The sequence below is a fragment of the Acinetobacter geminorum genome (genome assembly GCF_013009345.1).
GTDB classification, from domain to species: domain Bacteria; phylum Pseudomonadota; class Gammaproteobacteria; order Pseudomonadales; family Moraxellaceae; genus Acinetobacter; species Acinetobacter geminorum.
In genome coordinates this window covers 41,947-67,188 of record NZ_JABELE010000012.1, presented here as the reverse complement: position 1 = coordinate 67,188, position 25,242 = coordinate 41,947, and the positions used below count along the sequence as shown (strand labels likewise).

Genomic DNA, 25,242 nt, shown 5'->3' with positions numbered 1-25,242 from the left:
AAGGCAGATTCCTAGCTTTCTTATAGTTAATGACATTATTTCTAGATGAATATCTGTGTTTATAAGAGCGTGAAGTTATCGCGCTATCCAAAAATTAGTTAGCTGTTGTGCTCGATTTACTTAATTCACCTTGCTCGATCGGAATATTTTCACCATTTCGGCTACTGGTAATATTTTGTTTGGCTTGCTCTATTTTCTGTTCGGTAAATACTTTGGCGGTATCTGTTTTTTGTTGAACCACTTCTGCTTTTTCAGCAGTAAATTCTTTGGTGTTTTGCCATTTCTCACTAATTTTATTCGATGTTTTTTCAGAAGCACCTTGAATAGAGTTTCCTAAATTTTGTATACCTTTGCCTGTTTTATACAACAGTACGCGCCCTAAGCTAGGATTGTCACCATAAGGTTGTGTTTTAGGTGTCGTTTCAACAACTTGCTGTGGCTGTGTTGTTTCTGCAAATAAGGTTGATGAAGCCAATATAGAACTTGCAACGCATAACACTTGTAAGGTTTTCATATGGATCAATCTCCCCAACCAGAATCAAAAGATGAAGTGATGATCTTACTGTTAAAAATAAAGCTTGTACTGCAATGAGATAAAACCCATACGATTTGATTACGATAAATCATCATTTAATAGCGCTAAACGGATCATTGCAATGATTCATAAACTAAATTCAGTCTTAATCAATTCTATAAACATGTCTCTGGCTTTATGGTTGCTCACATTTTTGTGCCAGAAAAAGTGATTTTGCATAAAGGCAAGATATTCAAATTTATAACTTTGGATATGAGCCAAATTCTTATATTGCTCATAAATACTTTTAGGCACCAGAGCCACCCCTGAGCCTGCACTGACACAACCAATAATCGTGGCATAGCTGGTAATGCTGGTGATGGGAAGAGAGATGTTTTTAAGCTTAAGCCATTCTTCGAGAGCTGCACGGTAAGGACAGCCTTCAGTCCACATAAAAATTTCTTTACCAATCAAATCTTCTTGGCAATGAATTTCTCCCAAAGATTCAGATGCAATTAAGACCATGTCTTCTTGGTAAATGTTGAGCTTATTGAGCATCGGAAACTCAATATTACCTGCGACAATTGCCCCATCAAGTTTGTGCTGAGAAATATCGACTAATAGCTGTTTCCATGTGCCGGTAATAATTTGAATGGAAACTTCTGGAAAACGTTGATGATATTTCGCAAGTAAATTGGGTAAACGTGTTGTGGCAGAAGATTCAATTGCTCCAATTTTTAATGGGCCAGAAGGTGGTGCATCTGGATGAATGCTTCGTTTAGCTTCATCGCATAGCGCTAAAATTTTATGGCAATAATCTATAAAGATTTCTCCTGATGGAGTGAGTTTTAAAGCTTTACCTTCACGATAAAACAAAGGTGCACCAAGCTCTTCTTCGAGTTGTTTAATCCGTGTCGTAATGTTGGATGGTACACAATGCAGTTGCATTGATGCTTTAGTCATTGTTCCGCATTCAACCACGGTTTGGAACATCTTTAATTGAGAGATATCCATGTTTTGTTATTCACTTTTAATGAATATTAAACTCAATATAAGTTAATTTTATTGAACTATCCATGCGCATATGATGAAAGAGTTCCATTTCATTAGTGCAGATTTAACATGGCAATTCCTCTTGCTGCCGAAACCCAGCCTCCCGCATTTAAGCTCTATTTGTGTATTGCTGTGACCGTTTTTTGTTGGGGTTATTCACCTATTGGTGTGCATAGTGCTTTGCATTCATATACACCGCAGCATATTGCCTTGCTTCGCTTTTTAATTGCTTCATTTTCTTTACTGCTTTTGGTCATAAAAAAAGGCATTCAGCCTTTAAAGTGGAAAGATGCTCCTGCGCTTGGGGTGTTAGGATTTTTCTCTGTAACACTGCATCATTTGCTGATAAATACAGGGCAACAATATGTGACTGCGGTTGCCTCCAGCATTTTAAGTCAATCTATTCCGCTATTTACCTTTATTATTTCAACTTTAGTTTTTAAAGAGCAAATTCGGTTCAAACAGTGGCTATGTATTTTATTGGGGCTTTGCGGCGCCGTGTTGGTGGTTAGTGGAGATCATGGTTTTGGTGTACCGAGCCCTTATAGTTTATTAATTGTTTTAGCTGCAATTGCATGGGGGCTGTACTTTAATTTATATAAGAAATTTGCTTTAAATTATGATGCCTTGAGCATGATGTGCTACATCATTTGGTTCGGAACCATTCCTTTACTATTTTATAGTACTCATTTACCCCATGAAATTTTACATGCTACTTGGCAAGCCAATATGTCTATAGTTTTGTTGGGTATTTTCCCAAGTGCGATGGCTTATGTACTTTGGGGCTATGTTCTTAAAAATATGCCGTTAACAATTGCATCGAATTTTTTATATTGTTCGCCGATTGTCGCAATGAGTTTGGCAGTTGTTTTCTTAAATGAAAAACCGTCAATGATGGTGCTGTTAGGTGGAGTGATTATTGTGGGGAGTTTGGTGTGGATGAATTGGAGGAGAAAGAAAGGGGTGTGATGGGACCCCTTCTCCTTTCTTATTAATGGTTCCAATCCTGTGTACGAATACGACCAGTTTGATAATAGATAGATACAAGCTCAATAAAATTTTTGAAGTCAGCATTTTCATTCACAATACGATTAATAGATTGCCAATCAACTTCTGTTCGTCTGCGTGCGGGCAATAAAATTTCACTTTCAGTTGGGTTTTCTGGTATTAATAAAATGACACCAATACCGTGTAATGCAGATAACATACGGAGTTCATCTTCAACATCACTTGTAGAAATCGAGGTTGCAACTAAATATCCTTCATTTGCCCAGCTTGAGTTACTTACAGCTTGAAAGAAGCTACTACGAATATTTGTGCTATTGAGTTCTTTTTTTACTTCAAATGACCATAAGCGAGCATTTTGTCCAGAACCGTGTTTAACGCAACTTTTAACTAGTTCATTCCAGTGTCTGTCTAAAGGTTGCATGGCAACAATATCGGGATGCAACCATTGATTACCATTTTGTCCTCGAGAATTCTTAGATCGTTTTTCATCTATTCTGAGGCAATATAAATTGAGTTCTGACTTTAGAAATTCGGTAAGAATAGGGTATAAATCATGCTCAGATAAATTCCCAGACTTTATAATTGGCAAATTAATTTCAGGTTCTAAACTGTCTAAAAGAGATTCGCTAATATCTGAATTTATATTATGGTTTGCTTCATAAATTGTGTGGGGATCAAACCAGAATTGTCTTGGCCGAGGTTGATCTTGTAGGTGAATATGTGGGGATACTTTTAGAATATTGGTTTTTGCTCCGCTACTAATTTCACGGACAATTTGTTGTAAGAAGTCTGCTTCTGATTCAAAACGATTATTTTTCCTTTTTTGGTCATAATCTTCTGGATATTTTTGAATGATAGATTCGGCAATCTCTCGTGCATTAAATTTTTTATTTGGATACGTTTTTAAGAATTCTGCGACTTTTTGCGTTTGTGATAACTTAGACATACTTGAGTAGATCTGTTTAAAAAGAAAACCCCACTATTATTAGCAGGGTTTCTAAGTTATTTCAATGAATTACAGAGCTTAGCCTTGCAACACACTCACATCAGCCACAGCAGTAAACAAGTTACGCAACTGAGCTAATAAACGTAAACGGTTTGCCTTCAGGTCAGCATCATCTGCCATAACCATTACGCCATCAAAGAATGCATCAATCGGTGCGCGAAGTGCTGCAAGCTTAGAAAGGGCAGCTGTGTAATCTTTTGCTGCAAGTAATGGTTCAACCACAGGTGTCACTGCTTGAAGTTCAGCAAATAATGCTTTTTCAGCGTCTTCAACCAAGTTTGCTTCAACTACAGAACCTTCAGGTGTTGCTTCTTTGGCAAGAATATTGGCAACACGTTTATTTGCAGCAGCAAGTGCAGCAGCTTCAGGTAATGTGCGGAAGTGGTTAACAGCATTTACACGCTTGTCAAAATCAAGTGGAGATTTTGGTGCAAGAGCTTGAACTGCTTGAAGTACGTCAACAGCAACGCCTTGGTCTTCATACTTAGCACGGTAACGACCTTCCAAGAACGCAACAGCATCAGCGCGAGTTTTGTCGTGGTCTTTAACGATATCGCCATAACCTTGAAGTGCAAGATTCACTAACTCTTCAATTGTTACGTCTAGCTCATTTTCAATGATTAAACGTAAGATACCAATTGCTGAACGACGAAGAGCAAACGGGTCTTTAGAACCTGTAGGCGCTTGTCCAATACCGAAAATACCAACCAGCGTATCTAAACGATCAGCAAGAGCAATAGTTGTACCTGTTTTGGTTTTAGGTAAAACATCACCTGCAAATTTTGGTAAGTATTGTTCACCTAAAGCTTCTGAAACTTCAGTGTTTTCGCCTTCAATACGCGCGTAGTAAGTACCCGCAATACCTTGAAGTTCTGGGAATTCACCAACAAGCTCAGAGGTTAAGTCGCATTTAGCAAGTAATGCAGCTTTTTCAGCATCAGCTGGGTTTGCACCAGTGATTGAAGATAATGCAACTGCAAGTTTTGCAATACGTGTTGATTTGTCCCAAAGCGTACCAAGCTGTGCTTGGAATACCATGTTTGCTAATTTTTCTTTACGAGATGCAAGCGGTTGCTTTTGATCTTGTAAGAAGAAGAATTCAGCATCAGACAAACGAGGGCGAACAACTTTTTCGTTACCTTCAATAATTTGAGTCGGGTCTTTAGACTCAATATTTGAAACAGTAATAAAGTAAGGCTGTAATTTACCTTCCGCATTGATCAAACAGAAATATTTCTGGTTGTCTTGCATTGTCGTAATAAGAGCTTCTTGAGGAACAGCTAGGTAGCGCTCTTCAAAAGTTGCACGTAAAGCTACAGGCCATTCAACCAGACTTGTTACTTCATCAAGTAAGTCAGTTGGAACAATTGCAGTTGCGTTCACTTCATCAGCTAACTTTTTCACTTGTTCTTGAATGGTTGCTTGACGCTTTTCAAAGTTCGCAACAACATACGCTTTTTCTAAAGCAGCTAAGTAGTCATTTGCATGCGCTAAAGTCACAGCTTCTGGTGCATGGAAACGGTGACCATAAGTTACATTACCAGCTTTGTGATCTTGAATAGTGGCGTCAATAATTTGGTCGTCTTTGAGTAAAAGAACCCATTTAACCGGACGTACAAACTCGGTACGGCTTGCAGCAGAACGCATACGTTTAGCAATTGGTAAATTGTCTAATGCAGTTTGTAAGATCTGTGGAAGTAAAGCGTCAAGGCTTTGACCTTTTACATCTTTTAAATAGCAAACTTTTTCAACTTTACCTGCTTGGAAAGTAGAAAGCTGATCAACTGTAATACCTTGACCACGCATAAAGCCTTCGAGCGCTTTAGTCGGTTTGCCTTCAGCATCGTAAGCCGCTTGAACAGCAGGACCATCAAAACGTTTTTGAGTGTCCGCTTGAGCAGCATCGATGTCGACAATTTTGAGCGCTAAACGACGTGGAGCTGCATAAGCTTCAATTGATGCGAAGTTTAAGCCAGCATCTTTTAAGCCTTTTACCGTTTCTGCCTGTAATGCATCACGTAACGTTTTTAAGCTTTTTGGTGGAAGCTCTTCACAGCCAAGTTCGAATAAAACAGTATGTTTGCTCATTAGTTTTTCTCCGCCTTTGCCGCTTCACTTTCAGCTTGTGCTTTTAGCTGTGCCAATACTTCATCACGTAAGTGTGGTTCTGCCATTGGGAAGCCAAGTTCTGCACGTGCTTGTACATAACTTTGTGCAATAGCACGCGCTAAAGTACGTACACGTAAAATGTAACGTTGACGCTCAGTCACAGAAATTGCACCACGTGCATCAAGCAAGTTAAAGGTATGAGAAGCTTTAACGACTTGCTCATAAGCAGGAAGAGAAAGTTTTGCTTCAATTAAACGGTTTGCTTCTGATTCGTAAAAATCAAACAGTTCAAATAGTTTTTCAACTGGAGCGTATTCAAAGTTATAAGTCGATTGTTCAACTTCATTTTGATGGAATACGTCGCCGTAAGTTACAGTACCAAATTGGCCTTTAGTCCAAACAAGGTCATAAACCGAGTCAACACCTTGAAGGTACATTGCAAGACGTTCTAAACCGTAAGTGATTTCGCCTGTTACTGGGTAACATTCAACACCACCGACTTGTTGGAAGTAAGTGAACTGAGTTACTTCCATACCGTTAAGCCAAACTTCCCAACCTAAGCCCCAAGCACCTAGCGTTGGAGATTCCCAGTTGTCTTCTACGAAACGAATGTCATGAGTAAGCGTATCAATCCCGATTGCTTTTAAAGAATCGAGATAAAGCTGTTGGATATTGTCTGGGTTTGGCTTAAGTACCACTTGGAACTGATAGTAGTGTTGCAAACGGTTCGGGTTTTCACCATAGCGGCCATCTTTTGGACGACGTGAAGGTTGAACGTATGCCGCGTTCCAAGTTTCAGGCCCTAAAGCACGTAAGAATGTTGCGGTGTGGAATGTTCCAGCGCCCATTTCCATGTCGTAAGGTTGCAATACGACGCAGCCTTGTTCGGCCCAATAGTTTTGTAGGGCAAGAATTAAGCCCTGAAATGTATCAATGTGCGAGATGGCGCGACTCATGTAGCATCCACGAATTTATGAGAAAAATTGCCACTAAGTATAAGGATTTTGTGGGGGAGTGGCAAAGGCTTAATCACAGGAATATGTGTTTAGCCTATTTGTTTTCGCCTCAGCCATTTCAAGCCTAGCCAGTAGCAAAAGCTGGTAAATAAAATCATAAGATAAAAACTATAGATCTTATAAATATGCCATCAAGGAGAAGGGAATGAACCGACAAAAATTAAGCGTGTAATAGGGCTAATCAAAATCCAGATGACAGTTGCGCAGATAAAAATACTCATCAGATTTAAACGATTTTTACGCACGAGAAAATATGAAGTGATATATGCGAAAGGAATAACTAGAAGGCCATAAAAAAGTAAATAAAATAAGAAATGGGCTAGAAAAATAACTGCAACCGAATAAAGACTAAATTCCGCATTGAAGATGATTATTCCTAAGGCAGATATACTCAACAAAGGGATGGGAGCTAGCGCAAGTGCGCGAATAATCATTTTTTTGTTATATTGAAGCATATTAAAAATTATAGAATCGAGAATAAATTATGCTGAAATTTTGCTGCAAACTCATTGTTTTATCCAGTCTTTTTTGTAGTCCATGGCTATATGCGCAGACTGATGCTGACGAGCAAGATGAATACAACCAATGTGTAGAGCAGACTATTAAAGAAATGCAGCTCGAGAGTATTAATAACATGGTTGTGCATAGTTGCTCTGAACGAGCTAAAAAGACTTATGAAGAAAAAATTGTTGCTCTGATTGATCAAATTCGTACACAAAGCGAAGAATACAAACAGCCAGAACGTTACCAAGATATTTTAAAATCTCAGAGACTTTGGAAAGCTTATGTAGATCAGGAATGTAGTAATGCAGGCTCATACATTGGCTCACCGATGTATTCATATTGCCCAATGCAAGAGTATGCCGAGCGTGTAAAGCAACTAGAAGAATATGTTAATTAAGGCGGATTATTTTAAACGTCACCTCATGACGCCGAGCGTACTTCACTGGATTAAATTTAAGAATGCAAAATGATATTTTTTAAACGATGCCATAAATGAGTCGTTTGATATGTCTGATCGCATTCGGGAAAAACTACAGATTCTTGCTGATGCTGCTAAATATGATGTGTCTTGTTCATCAAGTGGCAGTGACCGTAAAAATAAAGATAAAGGTTTAGGAGATGCCAGCCATTCAGGAATTTGCCATAGCTATACTGAAGATGGCCGCTGTGTATCTCTCTTAAAAATTCTATTTAGTAATGTATGTATTTTTGATTGCGCCTATTGCGTTTCACGCCGTTCCAATGACGTCCAACGTGCAGCATTTACGGTGCAAGAGGTTGTAGATTTAACCATTAATTTTTATCGCCGTAATTATATCGAAGGCTTATTTTTAAGCTCAGGCATTTTTAAATCGGCAGATCACACGATGGAGCGTATGCTTCAAGTCGTAAAGAAGTTGCGTCTTGAAGAAAACTTTAATGGTTATATTCATCTAAAAACCATTCCGGGGGCATCTCCTGAACTGATTCATGAAGCAGGTTTATATGCTGACCGGATGAGTATTAATTTAGAGATGCCGACCGAAATTGGTCTAAAAACTTTTGCACCAGAAAAATCACATCAGGAAGTGCAAAAAGATTTAGGTTTGGTCCGTGATAGACTGATTCAGCTTAAAGATGAACGGCAAATCATTAAGCATGTACCGAAATATGTGCCGGCAGGGCAGACTACGCAAATGGTTGTTGGTGCTCATCAAGAGTCAGACCAAGATGTCTTGTTTATGGCAGACAAGCACTACAAAGAATTTAAACTCAAACGCGTCTATTTTTCTGGCTATATCCCAATTAATAATGAAAATAATTATTTACCCGCAGTAGGTTCTGCACCGCCATTACTTCGTGAAAACCGACTCTATCAAAGCGATTGGTTGATGCGTTTTTATGGTTTTGAGGTTAATGAAATCGTCAATGAAAAACACCCAAACTTAGACCTTGATGTAGACCCAAAATTAAGCTGGGCATTAAGGCATCCCGAACAGTTTCCGGTAGATTTAAATCGTGCTGATTATCGGATGATTTTGCGTGTACCAGGCATTGGTGTGAAATCGGCGAAGAAAATTGTGCAAGCTCGCCGTTTTGGAAAAATCCATATTGATTTATTAAAAAAACTAGGCGTGGCCTATCAGCGTGCAAAATTCTTTATTCGCTGCGAAGACAGTCCAAAATTCCAAAAAGAACTATCTTCTGGCTACATTCGGCAACAGATTTTAACGCAGGGTTCCTCGAAATATGTGCAGCAACTCTCGCCACAATTAAGCCTTGGGTTTTAGCCATGTTTAATGAGGAAGTGGCTTACTATTTTGATGGTTCAATGGTTGGGCTGCTGAGCTGTGTTTTTCGTGCATTTCAATTTAAAGAATTACAGGTCAGGCTCTGTTTAAATAATGCAGCTCAACATGGCTTATTTGCCGATAAAATTGAGGTTGCAAATAACGAACGGCATGCTGAACGTGTTTGGTCAGCGCTACAAAAAAAGCTTTCACCATCTTCGTTAAAACAATTTTATTTTGCCTCTTTATCTGAATCTTTAGACGCCTATCAGCACTTATTTGATTATTGTATCTATGTGTTTACTAGCCATGTTTCCATTGAAAAAGATTATTCAAATCCTAGTGTTTTAGCGATTGCGCAGTGGACGAAAAAGGTCGGGCGAGAGAAGCATCGGATGGAGGCTTTTATTCGGTTTAAGAAAACCAAGGATGAACTTTTTTTAAGTTTAGTACGTCCTGATTTTAATGTTTTACCGCTTATTCAGCCTCATTTTAAACGGCGTTATCAAGATCAACGTTGGCTTATTTATGACGAACAACGCAAGTTTGGAATCTATTATGATTTACGTGAAATACATGAAGTTTCATTAGAAGCCTCGGATGTTGATCGTAATTTAAAAAATGGAATGAGCCAAAGCTTTCAGCTTGAGCTTGATGAGCAGGAAGTTTTATATGATCAGCTTTGGAAGGATTATTTTAAGAGCGTTAATATTACTGAACGGCAAAATATAAAACTTCATGTGCAATATTTGCCGAAGCGTTATTGGCGTTATTTAAATGAAAAATTGATGGAATATTAAAGTTTTAGAATAGTAAGAATAGGTTTAATAAGTTTTCTGATAGTTAAAAGGTATAATTTAAATGCACTTTATGTGGCTTTGGGCGTATACTTTTGCCCGTTATAAATGACGGCATATCCCCTAAGGTGTACTGTGAGTGTTATACAGCGAGAATGGTTACAGATTTTAAAGCCAAATTTTAAAGTTTTACCCTTAAAAGAACGGTTACTTTGCGGTATTGGGGCTTTGTGTGGTTTAGCAATTTCCTCCTTAATTAGCTGGTATGTTCTCGGTGGAATTAATGCATGGTACATCGCCCCAATGGGCGCCTCATCTGTTCTATTGTTTGCTGTGCCGACTAGTCCTTTGGCCCAACCATGGAATGTTATTGTCGGTAATACGTTGGCTGGAATTATTGGGGTTGCTTGTGCGCAGTGGATTCCGGATTTAACCACAGCTTTTAGTGTTGCAGTTGTTTTTGCCATTTTTTTAATGATGACCACCGACTCTTTGCACCCACCGAGTGGAGCGGTTGCGATTACAGCAGTACTAGGTGGGGCCACAATTCATAAGTTGGGCTTTTACTTTATTTTTTATCCAGTTTTACTCAATTCGTTACTTCTACTTGGGTTTGCTGTTTTCTTTAATCGATTGATTGGGCGACATTATCCGGTTACCGCGCATTTAAATGAGCGAAGTAAGGACCCAACGCCAACTCAAAAAGTATCGATTCAGCCGAAAGATATTGAGTATGCATTAGGGCATCACACTGAACTTTTAGATATTAGCCAATACGACTTAGAAAAAATCATTTTAGAAGCTCAGGAACATGCCAATGAGCGTATGGTAAATAAATATATCTGTCAGGATATTATGAGCCGTGATGTGATTAAACTACATGAAGATGATGATATTCATCAGGCACTCGATAAGTTTAAACAAGTGAACTTAATGAGCCTACCTGTAGTAAATACAGAAAATCATTTGGTCGGAACTTTAGCGTTATATGAAGTCGTAGAATGGTTTAAAGGCGCAGCCGACCCAAGAAATTCTTGGCAGCATTATGTAAAACAAATTATGAGCCGTAGAGTGATTACCGTACTGCCAACTCAACCTATTCAAGATTTGGTGCCATACTTTGTTGAAAAGTCTTTTAATTACATTCCTGTGGTTGAAGATCGCAAGCTTATAGGAATGATTAGCCGTGCAGATATGATTGCTGCATTACAGCAACAGTTAAATCGAAAGTTATAATTTTTAGAATAAAAAAAGCTACGGTTGATTAGGGGCTGCAACCGTAGCGACCAAAGTTATTAATTAACGTACTTGTTCTTCATTTACTGTTCGGACGGATTGTCGATAGCCTTCAATATGTTCTGGCTGTTTTTTTGGAATCACTAACCATAAAACCAGATAAACTAAAATTCCTGGAAAGGCAGCACTCATAATTGAGATCAAAACAAAAATGACACGTAATAAAGTTACGTTCCAACCAAAACGTTCAGCAATACCACCCATTACACCGGCGATCATGCTGTGTCGGTTCGAGCGATATAAACCAGAACTGGCCATCTAATTCTCCTTAAAGATAAAAGTTACAAGAAGCTATTGCTCTTGCTTAATAAAAATATGGAGACGAAATAACGGGTTTAAAGTCCTTTAAAAAGTAAAATAGTTAAAATATGTAAAGGATTGAAATGAACGAAACTAACATCTACTAAAATGCACCCTTTCAGGGCTTAAGAGTTTAAAGCGGCAATCAGCTAATACTTGATTTGAAGTGTAAATAGAGCTGTTGCTGTTATCTGTGAATAATGTATATGTCTTTGAAGTGGTCTCGTTTTTCAGTTAAGCATGTGGTTGTAGTGGCTGCGATGTGCATGACACTCAGTGCTTGCGATATAAGCCATACCAACTCAAAAGATCACTCAACTACAAGTTCTAATCATGAAGAAAACTTAATAAAAAGTAGTACGTCTATAAAAACATTGGATTATGTCGCTGGACGAACTTTTTTACCTGAAGATACCTCAGATCAAACCCAAAAATTAAACGCAGCCTCATTGCAATATGTAGGGCGATATCACACTCGTATTTCATGCGAGGATGCTTTTGCTGATTGTGAATCAGGCGAAGCAGAATATATTTTAAATTTATTACCAAATGGGTCAGCTTATTGGAATGTTGTCCATTTTGGTAGTGTGGGAAGTAAGGACGGTGCTAAAAGTGCTGCTGTAAATCAGTTATGTCCTACTCTAAATTGGAAAGTAGATGAAAAAGAGCGTGAGTTAACGATTCAATGTCCATTATCTAAAGTTAATTTTTATTTTAATCTTGATTCAAATCAAAGATTGATCACAAATTTAGAAAAATTACTTTATAGCGACTATGGAAAAAATCGTGAATTTTTAGAGCAAAACTATTTTGTTCCAAATCAGGCTTATGTTTTAACTAAAGAATAGATACCTCTTTATATGAAAAGAGCGCAATTTATATTGCGCTCTTTTTCGTTTCACTATTTAACAATGATTAGTAATCGAAGCTAAAGTGTTCCACTGGTAATGATGTTAATGTGCGAGATGTAGTCACCATCGATTCTGCATGACCTTGAGCGCGTGGCAATAAACGATCAAAGTAGAAATCAGCAACTTTGATTTTTGCTTTATAGAACTCAGCAGTTTCTTGGCCGTTACCTGCTTCTAATTTTTCAGAAGCAACCACAGCTTGTTGAGCCCAGAAATAAGCCATCATCACGTAACCTGAGAACATCAAGAAATCTACAGAAGCAGAAGATACGATGTCACGGTCTTTACGTGCAGCAAGCATGATACGAACTGTTAAAGTGTTCCACTGAGCACAAAGCTTAGTTAAGTCCCAAGCAAAACGACGTAAATATTTATTACGTGCATGGGCAGCACAGAATTTTAGGATTTCAGCAGTGTATTCACGAACTACTTTACCTTTTGAACTTAACAACACTTTACGGCCAATCAAGTCGAGTGCTTGAACGCCAGTTGTTCCTTCATACAAAGTCGCAATACGTGCATCACGTGCGATTTGCTCCATACCCCATTCTTTAATGTAGCCATGGCCACCGTAAACTTGCATACCGTGGTTAGCAGCTTCTAAACCAAGTTCAGTTAAGAAACCTTTTAAAATTGGTGTATAGAAACCAAGTTTATCATCGTAGTCTTCAAAAGCAGCTTGATCACCACGTGCTAAAGCATCTGTCATTTTGTCAGCGATTTGAGCAGCGTAGTAAATCATAGAGCGACCACCTTCAGCGATTGCTTTTTGAGTTAACAGCATACGGCGTACGTCTGCATGGTGAATGATTGCATCAGCAACTTTATCTGGATCTTTTTTACCAGAAAGCGCACGCATTGACATACGATCTTTGGCATATGGTAATGCGCCTTGGAAAGATAACTCAGCGTGTGCAATACCTTGAACAGCAGTACCAATACGTGCTGTATTCATGAAGGTAAACATTGCATGTAGGCCTTTGTTTACTTCACCAATTAAGTAGCCTGTTGCATTATCAAAGTTGAGTACCGCAGTTGCAGATGCACGGATCCCCATTTTATGTTCGATTGAACCACAAGCGACTGTATTACGTTCACCAACACCGCCATCAGCTGTAGGCATGAATTTTGGTACGATGAATAATGAGATACCGCGAGTACCAGCAGGTGCATCCGGAAGGCGTGCAAGTACGATGTGAATGATGTTTTCAGTTAAATCATGTTCACCAGCAGAAATGAAGATTTTTGTACCGGTGATTTTGTAACTACCGTCTGCTTGAGGTTCAGCTTTAGTTTTTACCTGACCTAAGTCTGTACCACATTGAGGTTCGGTTAAGCACATTGTGCCGCTCCAAGTGCCTTCAACAAGCTTAGGCATATATGTTTGTTTTTGCTCATCAGTCCCGAATTGCAAAATAGTGTTCATACAACCAGAACTTAAACCTGGGTACATGGTAAATGACCAGTTTGCAGTACCCATCATCTCTGATTTAATCAGGTTTAAAGACATAGGAAGGCCTTGACCACCAAATTCTTCTGGGTAAGAAAGACCTTGCCAACCGCCCATTACGAATTGGTCATAAGCTTCTTTAAAGCCTTTAGGAGTAGTTACTTCACCGTTGTCAAAATGGCAACCTTCTTCATCACCAGATTGGTTAAGTGGCGACAATACGTTTTCACAATAATCTGCCGCACCTTCAAGAATCATATCAACAGTATCTGGATCTGCATTTTCACCATTTGATAAAGTTTTATAGTGAGCAGGGTAATCTAGTACTTCATTCATTAAGAAGCGGATATCGTGTAGCGGGGCTTTATATGCTGGCATGGCTTTAATCCTAATTTTGAATCATTGTGGGATTATCTGTATCGATGATTTGATTATTCACTCGCATGATAAAAATACAATGTTAATCGCACCCGAAAGAAATGTCAGAAAAGCGAATTTTGTCGAAAATAAATACACCTGAAATTATAATTTCTGCTACATTCAGGACTTATACTTTTATGTGAAAAAACAACTAATTTTCTTATTTTTAGCAAGTTTTGCTAAAAAGATAAAGCGATAAGGTTTTAAAAAAGGTTATGTATTTAAAATATCTCAGTTTATGTTTGTTTAGTTTGGGTTTGACCGCTTGTGCGCAGCATAACCTACGTCCATCTGTAGCATCTACTCAGTTAGATCAAAAAGTCATTCAGGGTATGAATGCAATGTATGAATACCCAAGCTATGACTATCGTGGGAATTTTAAAGTTAGTGTTGATCCAAACCAGTCAAAAAAAATAAATAATGTAGAAAAAACAGCGCAGCTAGATGCTGCAGTGCAAAAAAAAGTAGATCAATATTTACGTGAACAAAAAATTAATTTGAATAAAAAACAGAAGCAGGCGCTGTATGCCGCAATTGCAAATGAGCAGACGGATTCGGGTATTTCTGGTGAATCACGCTCAGAAAAAGTAAACGCCGTATTAATTAATTTATTAAATGATCTTGAATTTAGTTACGATGGTTCGGTTCATTATCGTCAAAAAATGGGGTCTTTAAACCTTACAGCAAGGTATGAAAAACCGACACTTTTGGTACAGGCAAAATTGCCAATGGTACTTGATCTGAAAGATTATAAATTTTACGTTAATTATTTTGGATTAATGCCTTATCTGGTCAATAAAGATAATCAAAATAATTTAGCGTATGTGGATTTTTCAAAGTATAAAAATCTGTTTACGAATGTCGATATGAAGAAATTCGTTGAATATGCGAAAGCTTCTGGCGCTGTATCTTATCGTTTGGCTGAACCACAAAATTTACAGCGTTTATCAGTTAGTGACGCTGAGCGTAAAGCAGGAATTGTAGAAAAAATTCGTTTAAAAGATACGGTTGAAGCGTTATTGCTACAATCAGAGCTTTATAGTCAGGTCAATGCTAAATATCTGCAAAAAAATGTTTTTGGTTTTGATGAAGAAAAGATTGCCGAAACTATAGCAACTGAATTAGCTGCTTCGGAAGCGAAGAGTAAAGAGGGTAATGCTGATGGGCAAAAAGTTTCTTCTGAAGATGCAGCCGCAGTTAGCCAGCAACTTTATTCACTTATTAATGCTCATTTTGGTAATGCCTTAGATTCTGAATATGGTGATGAAGACCAATCAAGTGCAGCTCAAGATGGGGCAGTTGAAGAGGAAGCTTCTGATACGGCCCAAGCCGAACAATCCGAAGATGTTGCTGTAGCAGATGCTGAAGAAGTCACGCAAGATGAAGAAGTGGCTTCACTTACAGAAGATCAGTGTGTTGAATTACAGTCTCAAAAAAGTCCAGTTGCCTTAGGTGATATTAATTACTGTCAAATTTACGGTATTGATGTGCTTGATCAGAGTGCTGTAAATACCGAAAAAACTCAGATTAAAGCTCGTCAAGTTGCATTGAAACAAACTTTTGCTGCTTATGATCAAAACCAGTTTGTTAATGATGAGGCATTCAAAGCTCTATGGATCAAGCATAAGGCAGAAATTGAACAAGCTTTACCAAAACAAAGAAATCCGGTTGCGATTGATGTCGGACTGGATGAAAAGGGCCGTTTAGTCAATGCGGATTATGATATTGCGTATACACCAGCTGAATTTAACCATCGCTTTAATATTAAAGCAGACATGCAAATTCTCAATTATGGTAAAGCGACCCCAATTAATCAGCAGCAACTTAAACAAGCTAAATCAGTTGCAGAAGCAAGCAAAGGTTCTTTATTTGAAAACTTCATAAAAGGGTTTAGTGAAAAACTTGGGCAGAGTGATGTTTCTGAGCATCCAGTTGGCGCTCATAGCGATGTACAAGATTTAGACTCGACTCTGGCGCTGTTGGCTAACCAAACTTATGATGCAACACATGCTTATGACAAGACGTATAAGGCTGTGTTTATTGCAAAATTGACTGCCGAAAAACCGTCATATATTCATTATTATTCAGTTCAACAGTTGCAAGAAATTGCCGAGGTTTATGCTTACTGGTTCTCTGAAGAGGAAACCTATAACCCACAAGGTAAAGCTTTAGAACGTATTGAGGCGTTGCAGAAAAAGCATCATCTTGAGCAAGAAGACCAATTTGATAATGACTTAGGCCGAGCTGTGGACCATATTGTGATCACAACAATACAAGGTGAAGCTGGGCGTGAAGCATGGCAAAAACTACAGAAACAATATAAGCAACCTGCAGAGCTTTTCTCAAAACAGTATCAATTAGAGTTTGAAAAACAAAATGGTAGTTCTGACGAAGAAAAACACTTGTTGTCAGAAACAGCTGATATTTTAGGTAAAGTTTATATCGCTGCTCGCAAACAGCAACTTACGGAAAAAACAATTCAGAATTTAAAACCTGAACATAATGAATTTATTGATTATGAGATTTTCCGAGATGTTTATAAGCAGATGGTTGCAGCAAAAAAATAATAGCTGAGATAAAAAGAACCTACTTAAGTAGGTTCTTTTTTGACTTATAGAAAATCTTTTAATTCTGGCTTTACGCCATTCCAAATATAGAAAGCTTCAATGGCCTGACCAACGAGCATGCCAAAACCTTCCGCATAAGGTACATTGCGCTGTTTGGCTTGATCAAGAAAGCTAGATGGCTTGCCATAGGCCATCTCATAGGCATATTTGAACTCTAAATTTTCTGGTAGTTGTAATGCATCACCAGACAGGCTTGCAGAAGTTGCATTAATTACAATATCAAATTTCCCTTCTAGCTCAGTTAGAGAAATTGCTTGTAATTGAGCTTGCGGGACTGCTGCTTTTAAGTCATCTACAAGTTGCTCTGCACGAGCGAAAGTTCGGTTTGCAATCACAATCTTTTTGGCACCAGCCTGTACTAGTGGATAAATAACGCCACGAGTTGCACCACCAGCTCCTAAAATTAAAATAGTTGTATTTTCTAGGTTCCAATCTAAAGCTTGAATTGCGGCAACTAAGCCTTGGCCATCTGTATTGTCACCATGTAATTTGCCATCTTTCATCCAAAGTGTATTTACAGCTTTGGCAATTTGAGCACGTTCAGTCAGCACATCACACAAAGCAAACGCCTGTTCTTTAAACGGCACGGTAACATTCATACCACTTCCGCCATTTTCAAAGAAACTACGCATACTCGGCTCAAAACCATCAAGAGGCGCGAGACGTTTTTGGTAGTCTAGGTCAACACCTGTTTTTTGAGCGAAAGCATGATGCAATTCAGGAGAGCGTGATTGTTCGATGGGGTTGCCAATTACTGCAAACTGTTTGGTCATTCTTATATCCAAAATTTTAAAATGGCATGAGGCAGATAAAGTCTGTACTGAATTTTCAGCAGGCCTCACTATAAGCCAAATTTTAATAAGAAAAAATATTTGAATGAAATTCAGAAAATTGAAAATAAAAAAGGAGATTCTTTAGGGTGGAAGCCAAAGAATCTCCGAAAAGCAAAAAATTAAGCGACTTTTTCTTTTAGGTTTAACCAGTCACGAGGTTTTAAGTAATAGTCGGTTAAACGTTTCTCTGGTGAGTCTTCATCCCATTCTGGACGATACGACCAAGCTGCAAGATTAGGCAGGCTGACTAAAATAGACTCGATACGTCCACCTGTTTGTAAGCCAAACAATGTTCCGCGGTCATAGACTAAATTATATTCGACATAACGACCACGACGGTAAAGCTGGAACTCTCGTTGAGCTTCGGTATAAGGCTGTTCACGATGTTTTTCAAAAATTGGCAGAATGGCATTTAAATAACCATTGCCTACAGCTTGGATATATTTAAAGCAGGTTTCGAAATCCCAGCAATTTAAATCATCAAAGAATAAACCACCGACACCACGCTGTTCATCTCGATGTTTTAGATAGAAATAGTCATCACACCATTTTTTATGTTCAGCGTAGACATTGTCACCAAAAGGCTGGCATAGGTCATATGCGGCTTGATGCCAGTCGATAACATCCTGTCCATCTGGATAGAACGGTGTTAAGTCAAAACCACCGCCAAACCACCAAATTGGATCTTGTCCTTCAGGCTCTGCAACGAATAAACGTACATTGGCATGGGAGGTTGGAATGTTTGGGTTTTTAGGGTGAATGACTAATGACACACCAAGCGCTTGTGCTTTAGCACCAGCAATTTGAGGATGTCTTTCTGTGGCAGAAGCGGGCAGTTTACTAATGTTGATGTGAGAAAACATCACACCACCTTTTTCAATCACGGTGCCATTTTGTAAAACTCGTGAACGACCACCACCACCTTCTGGACGTTCCCAATCATCAATAATGAATTCACCCGTACCACCGCCAGCTTTTTCTTGTTGTTCTAAACCAGCACAAATACGGGCTTGTAAATCGAGGAGAAATTCGCGGACACGTTGAATATCTGTTGAAGTCGGATGTTGCATAGTGACCCTCAAAGATGATTGAGATAGGAGATAGATACATCAAAACACAAAACCATAAAAAAAGTAAGGGATTTTTAAGAAATGTCTTAAAAATCCCTTCCAATTATTTTTAAGTTTATAATTTTGTTTTAGAAATCATCTTTTTGATAAAGGTGATCCATGCGTTCACGTTTAGTTTTTAAATATTGTTCATTAAAAGGATTACGTCCAACCGTTAAAGGAACACGACCAACCACATTAATACCTTGATCCTTGAGTGCCTGAATTTTCAAAGGATTGTTAGTAATTAACTTAACTTCTTTTACTTTTAAGTGATCGAGCATAATGCTACACATGTCATAACGGCGCGCATCAGCTGGCAAATTTAAAAGTAAATTTGCATCTACCGTGTCATGACCTTGATCTTGTAAGGCATACGCACGAATTTTATTCGTAAGCCCAATACCACGGCCTTCTTGGCGTAAATATAAAATAACGCCTTGACCTGCTTCGTTAATGAGCTTTTGAGTTGCCTGTAATTGAGGGCCGCAGTCACATTTTAATGACGCAAAAGCATCACCTGTTAAGCATTCTGAATGAACACGTACTAAAACAGGGCCTGTGGGTGGATTTTCTAACCCTTTAGACAGTGCCACATGTTCTTCACCTGATACTGGATCTTGAAACACAGAAATATTGAATTCACCAAAAGCAGTCGGGAGTTTTGATGTTGCAATGAACTCTATAGGCACAGATTAACTCATCTTTTAACCGAAAACGGTTTAAAGTATAGCGTAATGCTGGGAGATTGGTCGAATTGTCATAATCATTTTGAACACTAAGGTTTTCTTTTTTGTATAAAGAAGACGATAATAGTTGATAAATAGTCAGATTATTCAGGATAATCTGCCAACCATACCCATACTGTATGAGAGACTGCTTTGCATGACCTCGTTCGCAAATGTGGCTGATTGAAGGTGACTTCATTCGATTGTATGATCGACCCATTTTGACCCAGCTTAGGATTTGCCAGGCTTATAAAGGCTTTGCCACATATGTTGTATACCGAAATTCCAACTCAACGCCCTGTTACGCCATTGTTAGATGCAATTGATCATCCTCAACAATTACGTCAGCTCGAGCATAGCCAATTGGTTCAAGTGGCTGATGAGTTGCGTCAATATATTTTATATGCAGCAGGCCAGAGTGGTGGCCATTTCGGTGCTAACCTCGGCGTGGTTGAGCTGACGGTTGCGCTGCATTATTGCTTTAATACTCCAAATGACCGATTAGTTTGGGATGTAGGTCATCAGGCGTACCCCCATAAAGTCTTGACTGGTCGCCGTGAGAAAATGACAACAATCCGTGCTAAGAACGGTTTAGCAGCATTTCCAGCTAGAGAAGAATCAGTTTTTGATACATTCGGCGTAGGGCATTCATCAACTGCAATTTCGGCAGGTTTGGGAATGTCTTTAGCACGTCGCTATCAAAATGACCCATGTGAAGTGGTTTGTATTGTGGGTGATGGCGCAATGACAGCAGGTATGGCATTTGAAGCCATGAACGATGCTGTCGCACATGACGCTGATTTAATTGTTGTACTTAATGATAATGACATGTCGATTTCTTGCAGTACCGGTGGTTTTGCTAAGCATTTAGCTGCAATTTGGGAAAAAGGCCATTTAGTTAATGTCGATGAACATGGCGAGGCGTATGTACAGCCACATCCGAAATGGACGTACAACTCTCGTTTACATCAATCGGCAACAGATGCGGCCGATAATTTATTTAAAGCGATTGGTTTTGATTACTTCGGTCCTTTCGATGGGCATGATGTAAATCAACTCGTTCAAGTATTTAATGCTTTGAAAAAACGTAAAGGTCCACGCTTAGTCCACGTTTATACTAAAAAAGGTAAAGGCTTTACTCCGGCAGAAGCTGATCCAATTACCTACCATGCAATTGGCAAAATTAATGCGGCTTTTTCTGGTAAAACGCCACCAAAATATTCTGATGTATTTGGTCAATGGTTGTGTGACGAAGCTGCACAAGATGAACGTTTATTAGCGATTACCCCAGCCATGTGTGAAGGCTCGGGCATGGTTAAGTTTGCTAAAGAATTTCCAAAGCGCTTCTTCGATGTTGCAATTGCCGAACAGCATGCAGTAACACTTGCAGCGGGAATGGCGTGTGAAGGGTTAAAACCTGTTGTTGCAATCTATTCAACATTTTTGCAGCGTGGTTACGATCAACTTATTCATGATGTTGCATTACAAAATCTTGATGTAACTTTCGGCATTGACCGTGCTGGTTTGGTTGGTGAAGATGGTCCAACTCATGCTGGTGCATATGACTATGCATATATGCGTACAGTTCCGAACATGGTCATCATGGCACCAAAAGATGAAAATGAATGCCGCCAGATGTTGCATACTGCCTATGCTTATAATGGGCCAGCAGCAGTACGTTACCCTCGTGGTGCTGGGGTAGGCGTTGAAATTCAGCAAGAGCTAACTGCTATTGAATTAGGTAAGGCAGAAGTCGTTGCTGAAATTAAACCTGCTTGTGATGAGCAGATTACGATTTTAGCGTTTGGTAGTCGCGTTATGGTTGCCATAGAAGCTGCTGAGCAATTTTCACAAAAACATGATGTTGGTGTGCGTGTTGTAAATATGCGTTTTGTGAAACCACTTGATGAAAAAATTATTCGTGATTTGGCTGAACATACACAATTATTTGTAACTGTTGAAGAACACGCAATTATGGGTGGTGCAGGCAGTGCAGTAAATGAGTTCATGGCACAAGAACAAATTGTTAAACCTATCATTAATTTAGGTCTGCCAGATTTGTTCTTGCAGCAAGCGTCACATGGCCAAATGCTACAAGATTGTGGGCTAGATGCTAAAGGTATTTTTAGCTCAATTGAACGAGCTTGGCTTAAGCTAAATCAGGTGGTTTAAGCCTTTAATAAAATTTTTGAAACATTTTTTCCCCTAAAGCGCATTCATTTGCTAAAATGTATGCGCTTTTATGCATTATTCTTTGTCAAAATCTTCAAACTTGTATTGTAGTGGGTGTTCAATGGAACCTATGGTGGTTATGGCTGCGCGTGCGGCTCAAACAGTTGGTCAAGAGCTTTTAAAAGCGCATCAAAATCGTCATAAACTCGATTTGCAAGTTGAAGAGAAAGGCATTGATGGCCCGGTAACACGTGTAGATCGTTATTTGGAACAATTGACGATTGATACATTACGTAAAAGTTATAAAAACCATAGTTTCTTAGGTGAAGAGTTCGGTTTGCAAGAAGGCAAAGGCCACGATGCAGACTGGTGCTGGGTAATTGACCCACTTGATGGCACGCAAAACTTTATTAATGGTTTCCCTCATTTCTGTATCTCTATTGCAGTTCAGCATAAAGGTGTCACTCAACACGGCGTAATCTACGACCCAGTACGTGACGAATTATTCTCTGCAAGTCGCGGTCGCGGTGCTGTCATGAACCAACGCCGTATTCGTGTAAATGTAAAAGATACTTTAGAAAATACATTCTTGGCAGTAGGCCATCCTTACCGCGCTAAACGTGCTGGTGAGATCGTATCTTATGCAGAACAACACTTTGCTTCATTATTAGCGGTTACTCAAGCAGGCGCACAAATTCGTCGTGGTGGTTCAGCTGCCCTTGATTTAGCATATGTTGCTGCTGGTCGTTTTGATGGTTTCTTTGAACTTGGTTTAAAACCATGGGATATCGCTGCTGGTGAGCTTATTATTAAAGAAGCAGGCGGTGTAGTGGTTGACGCACGCGGTGGTAATGAATCTCTTGAAAATGGTCAAGTACTTGCAAGTTCACTCAAAATGCTAAAACCTTTAATGCAAACTGTAGTTCCAGCTTGGGCTCAAGCCGCAAAATAATTTAATTATTTATAAATAAAACCCTCTATTATCAGAGGGTTTTATTTTTTAAGCCATGGGTAAATATTACTGAGTTCAATAAATATGAAGAAAGTTGATTAAAACACATGACTTTTAATTTCTTTCTGCTATAATCCGCCCACGCACTTAAATTTCCGTTCATTACCTGAACATTCTGTTCTATTCATTGTAAGCGCACGCTGTCCATAGAGAGGACCATTTCTTGCGCCCCGATCGCTCAGCGATTCTTCAGGTTCGGCCGTAATCAAGCGTGCGTTTAGTCCACATCGTCGTTACTCGGATTGCTGCTGAAAAAACGTTTCAGCTAACTTTGCTTTGCCGCTTTGTGCCGATGTCTATTTTGTATTTATTAAAAATGGAGCACCCACTAGGGTGAAACTCTCTATGAGCAAAACTTTTGCCGAATTTTCTTTGCATGAAACCTTACAACAAGCGCTTGAAGGTTTAGGTTTTACTACCCCGACTCCTGTGCAAGAACAATCTATTCCTGCAGCTTTAGAAGGAAAAGACCTTCTAGTATCTAGCCAGACTGGTTCTGGTAAAACTGCGGCATTTTTATTACCGACATTACATAATTTAGCTGGTCAAGAAACTTTTGTTCCGTTCAAAGAACGTATGAAAGCTGTGACCCAACCTAACATTTTAGTTTTATGCCCAACACGTGAATTGGCTCAACAAGTTAGCCAAGATGCGATTGCTTTCGTACGTCACATGAAAGGTGTTCGTATTGCTGCAATCATGGGTGGTATGCCTTTTGGTAAGCAAATCCAACAACTTAAAGGCGCGCAAGTTATTGTTGCGACTCCTGGTCGTTTATTAGATTTAGTAAACCGTCGTCAATTAAAGTTAGATAAAGTTGAAGCTTTAATCGTTGACGAAGCTGACCGTATGTTAGACCTCGGCTTCTCTGAAGATTTAGAAGCGATTAGCGATTTAGCTGGTAACCGTCGTCAAACATTAATGTTCTCTGCAACTTTCGCTGACCGTATTATTCGTCTTGCTGAGCGCATGATGAATGAACCTGAGCGTATTGCTATTGAAACAGGTCACAGTACAAACACTGACATCACCCAAACTTTACACTGGACAGATGGTTTCGAACACAAGAAGAAACTTCTGACTCACTGGTTGGCTGATGAAACTCTTGATCAAGCGGTTGTATTCGCGAGCACTCAAGAAGATACAGATATGTTGGCTGAAGAACTTGCAGAAGCAGGTCATTCTGTAGTTGCACTTCACGGTGCAATGCCACAAACAGTTCGTAACCGTCGTTTACGTAGTATTCGTGAAGGCCGTGCAAAAATCTTGGTAGCGACAGATGTTGCTGCACGTGGTCTTGATGTACCGACAATTTCTCACGTAATTAACTTCGGTTTACCAATGAAACATGAAGACTATGTACACCGTATTGGTCGTACAGGTCGTGCTGGTCGTACAGGTCAAGCAATTACTTTAGCGACTTATCGTGAACGCGGTAAAATCCGTGCGCTTGAAGACTATTTAGATGCACGTTTAAGTGTTTCTGAAATTGAAGGCTTAGAGCCATCTCCACCTCCTGCTCGTTCAGGTCGTGATGGCGGTGGTCGTGGTCGTGGCGGCAACGGTGGTCGTGATGGTCGTCGTGGTGGCGGTTTTGGCGGTGGTCGTCGTTTTGAAGGCGAAAGCAACTTCAAACGCCGTGAAGGTGGTCGTGATGACCGTCCACGTCGTAGCTTTGATGACAAACCACGTGGTGAACGTCCATTCGGTGGTGAAGATCGTCCACGTCGCGAGTTCAATTCAGATCGCCCACGCCGTGAAGGTGGTTTTGAAGATCGTCCACGTCGTGAGTTCAACTCAGATCGTCCGCGTCGCGAAGGTGGTTTCAACGATAAACCGCGTTTTGACTCAAATGATGACAACCGTGGTAACCGCGTAGATTACAAACCACGTCGTGAAAATGGTTTTGGTGACCGTCCAAAACGTACTTTCGGTGGTGAAGATCGTCCGCGTCGTAGCTTTGATGACAAACCACGTGGTGAACGTCCATCATTTGGTGGCGAAGATCGTCCACGTCGTGAGTTCAACTCAGATCGTCCACGCCGCGAAGGTGGCTTTAACGATAAACCGCGTCGTAGCTTTGATGATAAACCACGTGGTGAGCGTCCAGCGTTTGGTGGCGAAGATCGTCCAAAACGTAGCTTCGGTGGTGAAGATCGTCCGCGTCGTAGCTTTGATGACAAACCGCGTCGTAAATTCGACCGTTAATCAATAGTTTGTTTAAAGAAAGGCCAGTAGAAATACTGGCCTTTCTTATTTTTCAGTTTTGTTATAAAATAACAAATTGTGAATTGGTTCAATTTTTTATTAAATAATGAGTAGAAGTAAACGAAAAGAAGCAATAATGGCACAGTTGAAGAACTTATTAGTTCAGCACGGCTTGCCTTATCTTTTTATTGCACTTGTTTTGTGTAATGGGGTTTATTTTGCCTATGCTTTTATAACTGGAAGTTCTATTGAGCAGTTTCAAATTTCTGAATTAACCTCTTTTTACGAACATACCTCTTCTATTTCTACCAACTAAGTTAGCTTTGCTTTTGTCAAAATAACAACAAGTTTGCCAATTTTCAGTGTTATAGTATGCGTGCATAAAAGTGCAGGAACGATT

At 39.3% G+C, this 25,242-nt stretch carries 21 protein-coding genes and 1 pseudogene; 11 read left to right on the top strand and 11 right to left on the bottom strand.

Annotation, left to right across the window (positions count from 1 at the left end; translation table 11 throughout):
- Positions 1-94: 94 nt before the first annotated feature.
- Entirely contained in the window at positions 95-514 is a 420-nt protein-coding gene (locus HJG58_RS12680; protein ID WP_170249134.1) for a hypothetical protein, read from the bottom strand.
- A gap of 147 nt (positions 515-661) precedes the next feature.
- Positions 662-1,528, bottom strand: a complete 867-nt coding sequence (locus HJG58_RS12675) for a LysR family transcriptional regulator (RefSeq protein ID WP_170249132.1) — start codon at positions 1,526-1,528, stop codon at positions 662-664.
- A gap of 108 nt (positions 1,529-1,636) precedes the next feature.
- Between HJG58_RS12675 and HJG58_RS12670 the strand changes: the two genes are divergently transcribed.
- Positions 1,637-2,536 (top strand): DMT family transporter, encoded by a 900-nt coding sequence (locus tag HJG58_RS12670; protein ID WP_170249130.1) that lies wholly within the window; start codon positions 1,637-1,639, stop codon positions 2,534-2,536.
- Between the two features lie 22 nt (positions 2,537-2,558).
- On the opposite strand, the gene HJG58_RS12665 is transcribed toward HJG58_RS12670, so the two are convergent.
- From HJG58_RS12665 to HJG58_RS12650, 4 genes and pseudogenes are all read right to left on the bottom strand, one after another.
- Complete coding sequence (locus HJG58_RS12665; RefSeq protein WP_170249128.1) at positions 2,559-3,521, bottom strand: COG2958 family protein; 963 nt, start codon at positions 3,519-3,521, stop codon at positions 2,559-2,561.
- A 78-nt stretch (positions 3,522-3,599) separates the two neighbouring features.
- Positions 3,600-5,669: a glycine--tRNA ligase subunit beta gene (gene glyS / locus HJG58_RS12660; protein ID WP_170249126.1), complete on the bottom strand. Its 2,070-nt coding sequence runs from the start codon at positions 5,667-5,669 to the stop codon at positions 3,600-3,602.
- A complete protein-coding gene (glyQ, locus tag HJG58_RS12655; RefSeq protein ID WP_002044989.1) occupies positions 5,669-6,646 on the bottom strand; it encodes a glycine--tRNA ligase subunit alpha in 978 nt (325 codons plus the stop codon). The genes glyS and glyQ overlap by 1 nt, the downstream gene beginning before the upstream one ends.
- Positions 6,647-6,735: 89 nt before the next feature.
- Positions 6,736-7,161, bottom strand: a pseudogene (locus tag HJG58_RS12650) (hypothetical protein).
- A 29-nt stretch (positions 7,162-7,190) separates the two neighbouring features.
- Between HJG58_RS12650 and HJG58_RS12645 the strand changes: the two are divergent.
- The 4 genes from HJG58_RS12645 (at position 7,191) to HJG58_RS12630 (ending at position 11,012) form a co-directional block, all read left to right on the top strand.
- Positions 7,191-7,607 (top strand): lysozyme inhibitor LprI family protein, encoded by a 417-nt coding sequence (locus tag HJG58_RS12645; RefSeq protein WP_161282733.1) that lies wholly within the window; start codon positions 7,191-7,193, stop codon positions 7,605-7,607.
- Positions 7,608-7,716: 109 nt separating this feature from the next.
- A complete protein-coding gene (locus HJG58_RS12640) occupies positions 7,717-8,979 on the top strand; it encodes a putative DNA modification/repair radical SAM protein (protein WP_170249125.1) in 1,263 nt (420 codons plus the stop codon).
- Between the two features lie 2 nt (positions 8,980-8,981).
- Positions 8,982-9,779, top strand: coding sequence for a TIGR03915 family putative DNA repair protein (locus HJG58_RS12635; protein ID WP_170249123.1), 798 nt, complete (start codon positions 8,982-8,984; stop codon positions 9,777-9,779).
- Positions 9,780-9,911: 132 nt separating this feature from the next.
- Positions 9,912-11,012, top strand: coding sequence for an HPP family protein (locus HJG58_RS12630; RefSeq protein ID WP_170249121.1), 1,101 nt, complete (start codon positions 9,912-9,914; stop codon positions 11,010-11,012).
- 63 nt (positions 11,013-11,075) lie between these two features.
- Here HJG58_RS12630 and HJG58_RS12625 read toward each other — a convergent pair whose 3' ends face one another.
- On the bottom strand, positions 11,076-11,330 hold the full coding sequence (locus HJG58_RS12625) for a PspC domain-containing protein (RefSeq protein ID WP_002116779.1): 255 nt from the start codon (positions 11,328-11,330) through the stop codon (positions 11,076-11,078).
- A gap of 248 nt (positions 11,331-11,578) precedes the next feature.
- On the opposite strand from HJG58_RS12625, the gene HJG58_RS12620 reads away from it, so the two are divergent.
- The gene (locus tag HJG58_RS12620) at positions 11,579-12,220 is read left to right on the top strand and encodes a hypothetical protein (protein WP_170249119.1); all 642 of its coding nucleotides are present in this window, start codon (positions 11,579-11,581) and stop codon (positions 12,218-12,220) included.
- A gap of 67 nt (positions 12,221-12,287) precedes the next feature.
- Here the strand turns inward: HJG58_RS12620 and HJG58_RS12615 are convergent, their stop codons facing one another.
- Positions 12,288-14,111 carry an acyl-CoA dehydrogenase C-terminal domain-containing protein gene (locus HJG58_RS12615; RefSeq protein WP_002116803.1) on the bottom strand — a complete coding sequence of 608 codons (1,824 nt, stop codon included), beginning with the start codon at positions 14,109-14,111 and terminating at the stop codon, positions 12,288-12,290.
- Positions 14,112-14,368: 257 nt separating this feature from the next.
- Between HJG58_RS12615 and HJG58_RS12610 the strand changes: the two genes are divergently transcribed.
- Positions 14,369-16,720 carry a hypothetical protein gene (locus tag HJG58_RS12610; RefSeq protein WP_170249117.1) on the top strand — a complete coding sequence of 784 codons (2,352 nt, stop codon included), beginning with the start codon at positions 14,369-14,371 and terminating at the stop codon, positions 16,718-16,720.
- A gap of 44 nt (positions 16,721-16,764) precedes the next feature.
- On the opposite strand, the gene aroE is transcribed toward HJG58_RS12610, so the two are convergent.
- From aroE to ribA, 3 genes are all read right to left on the bottom strand, one after another.
- Positions 16,765-17,553, bottom strand: a complete 789-nt coding sequence (gene aroE / locus HJG58_RS12605) for a shikimate dehydrogenase (protein ID WP_130121715.1) — start codon at positions 17,551-17,553, stop codon at positions 16,765-16,767.
- A gap of 179 nt (positions 17,554-17,732) precedes the next feature.
- Positions 17,733-18,683 (bottom strand): oxygen-dependent coproporphyrinogen oxidase, encoded by a 951-nt coding sequence (gene hemF, locus HJG58_RS12600; RefSeq protein ID WP_170249116.1) that lies wholly within the window; start codon positions 18,681-18,683, stop codon positions 17,733-17,735.
- Between the two features lie 128 nt (positions 18,684-18,811).
- Positions 18,812-19,414, bottom strand: a complete 603-nt coding sequence (gene ribA / locus HJG58_RS12595) for a GTP cyclohydrolase II (RefSeq protein WP_002116908.1) — start codon at positions 19,412-19,414, stop codon at positions 18,812-18,814.
- A 303-nt stretch (positions 19,415-19,717) separates the two neighbouring features.
- Between ribA and dxs the strand changes: the two genes are divergently transcribed.
- The 4 genes from dxs (at position 19,718) to HJG58_RS12575 (ending at position 25,158) form a co-directional block, all read left to right on the top strand.
- The gene (dxs, locus tag HJG58_RS12590) at positions 19,718-21,622 is read left to right on the top strand and encodes a 1-deoxy-D-xylulose-5-phosphate synthase (RefSeq protein WP_170249114.1); all 1,905 of its coding nucleotides are present in this window, start codon (positions 19,718-19,720) and stop codon (positions 21,620-21,622) included.
- Between the two features lie 121 nt (positions 21,623-21,743).
- Positions 21,744-22,574: an inositol monophosphatase family protein gene (locus tag HJG58_RS12585; protein ID WP_005078362.1), complete on the top strand. Its 831-nt coding sequence runs from the start codon at positions 21,744-21,746 to the stop codon at positions 22,572-22,574.
- Between the two features lie 405 nt (positions 22,575-22,979).
- The gene (locus HJG58_RS12580) at positions 22,980-24,842 is read left to right on the top strand and encodes a DEAD/DEAH box helicase (RefSeq protein ID WP_002116866.1); all 1,863 of its coding nucleotides are present in this window, start codon (positions 22,980-22,982) and stop codon (positions 24,840-24,842) included.
- A gap of 106 nt (positions 24,843-24,948) precedes the next feature.
- Complete coding sequence (locus tag HJG58_RS12575) at positions 24,949-25,158, top strand: hypothetical protein (protein WP_170249112.1); 210 nt, start codon at positions 24,949-24,951, stop codon at positions 25,156-25,158.
- Positions 25,159-25,242 lie beyond the last annotated feature (84 nt).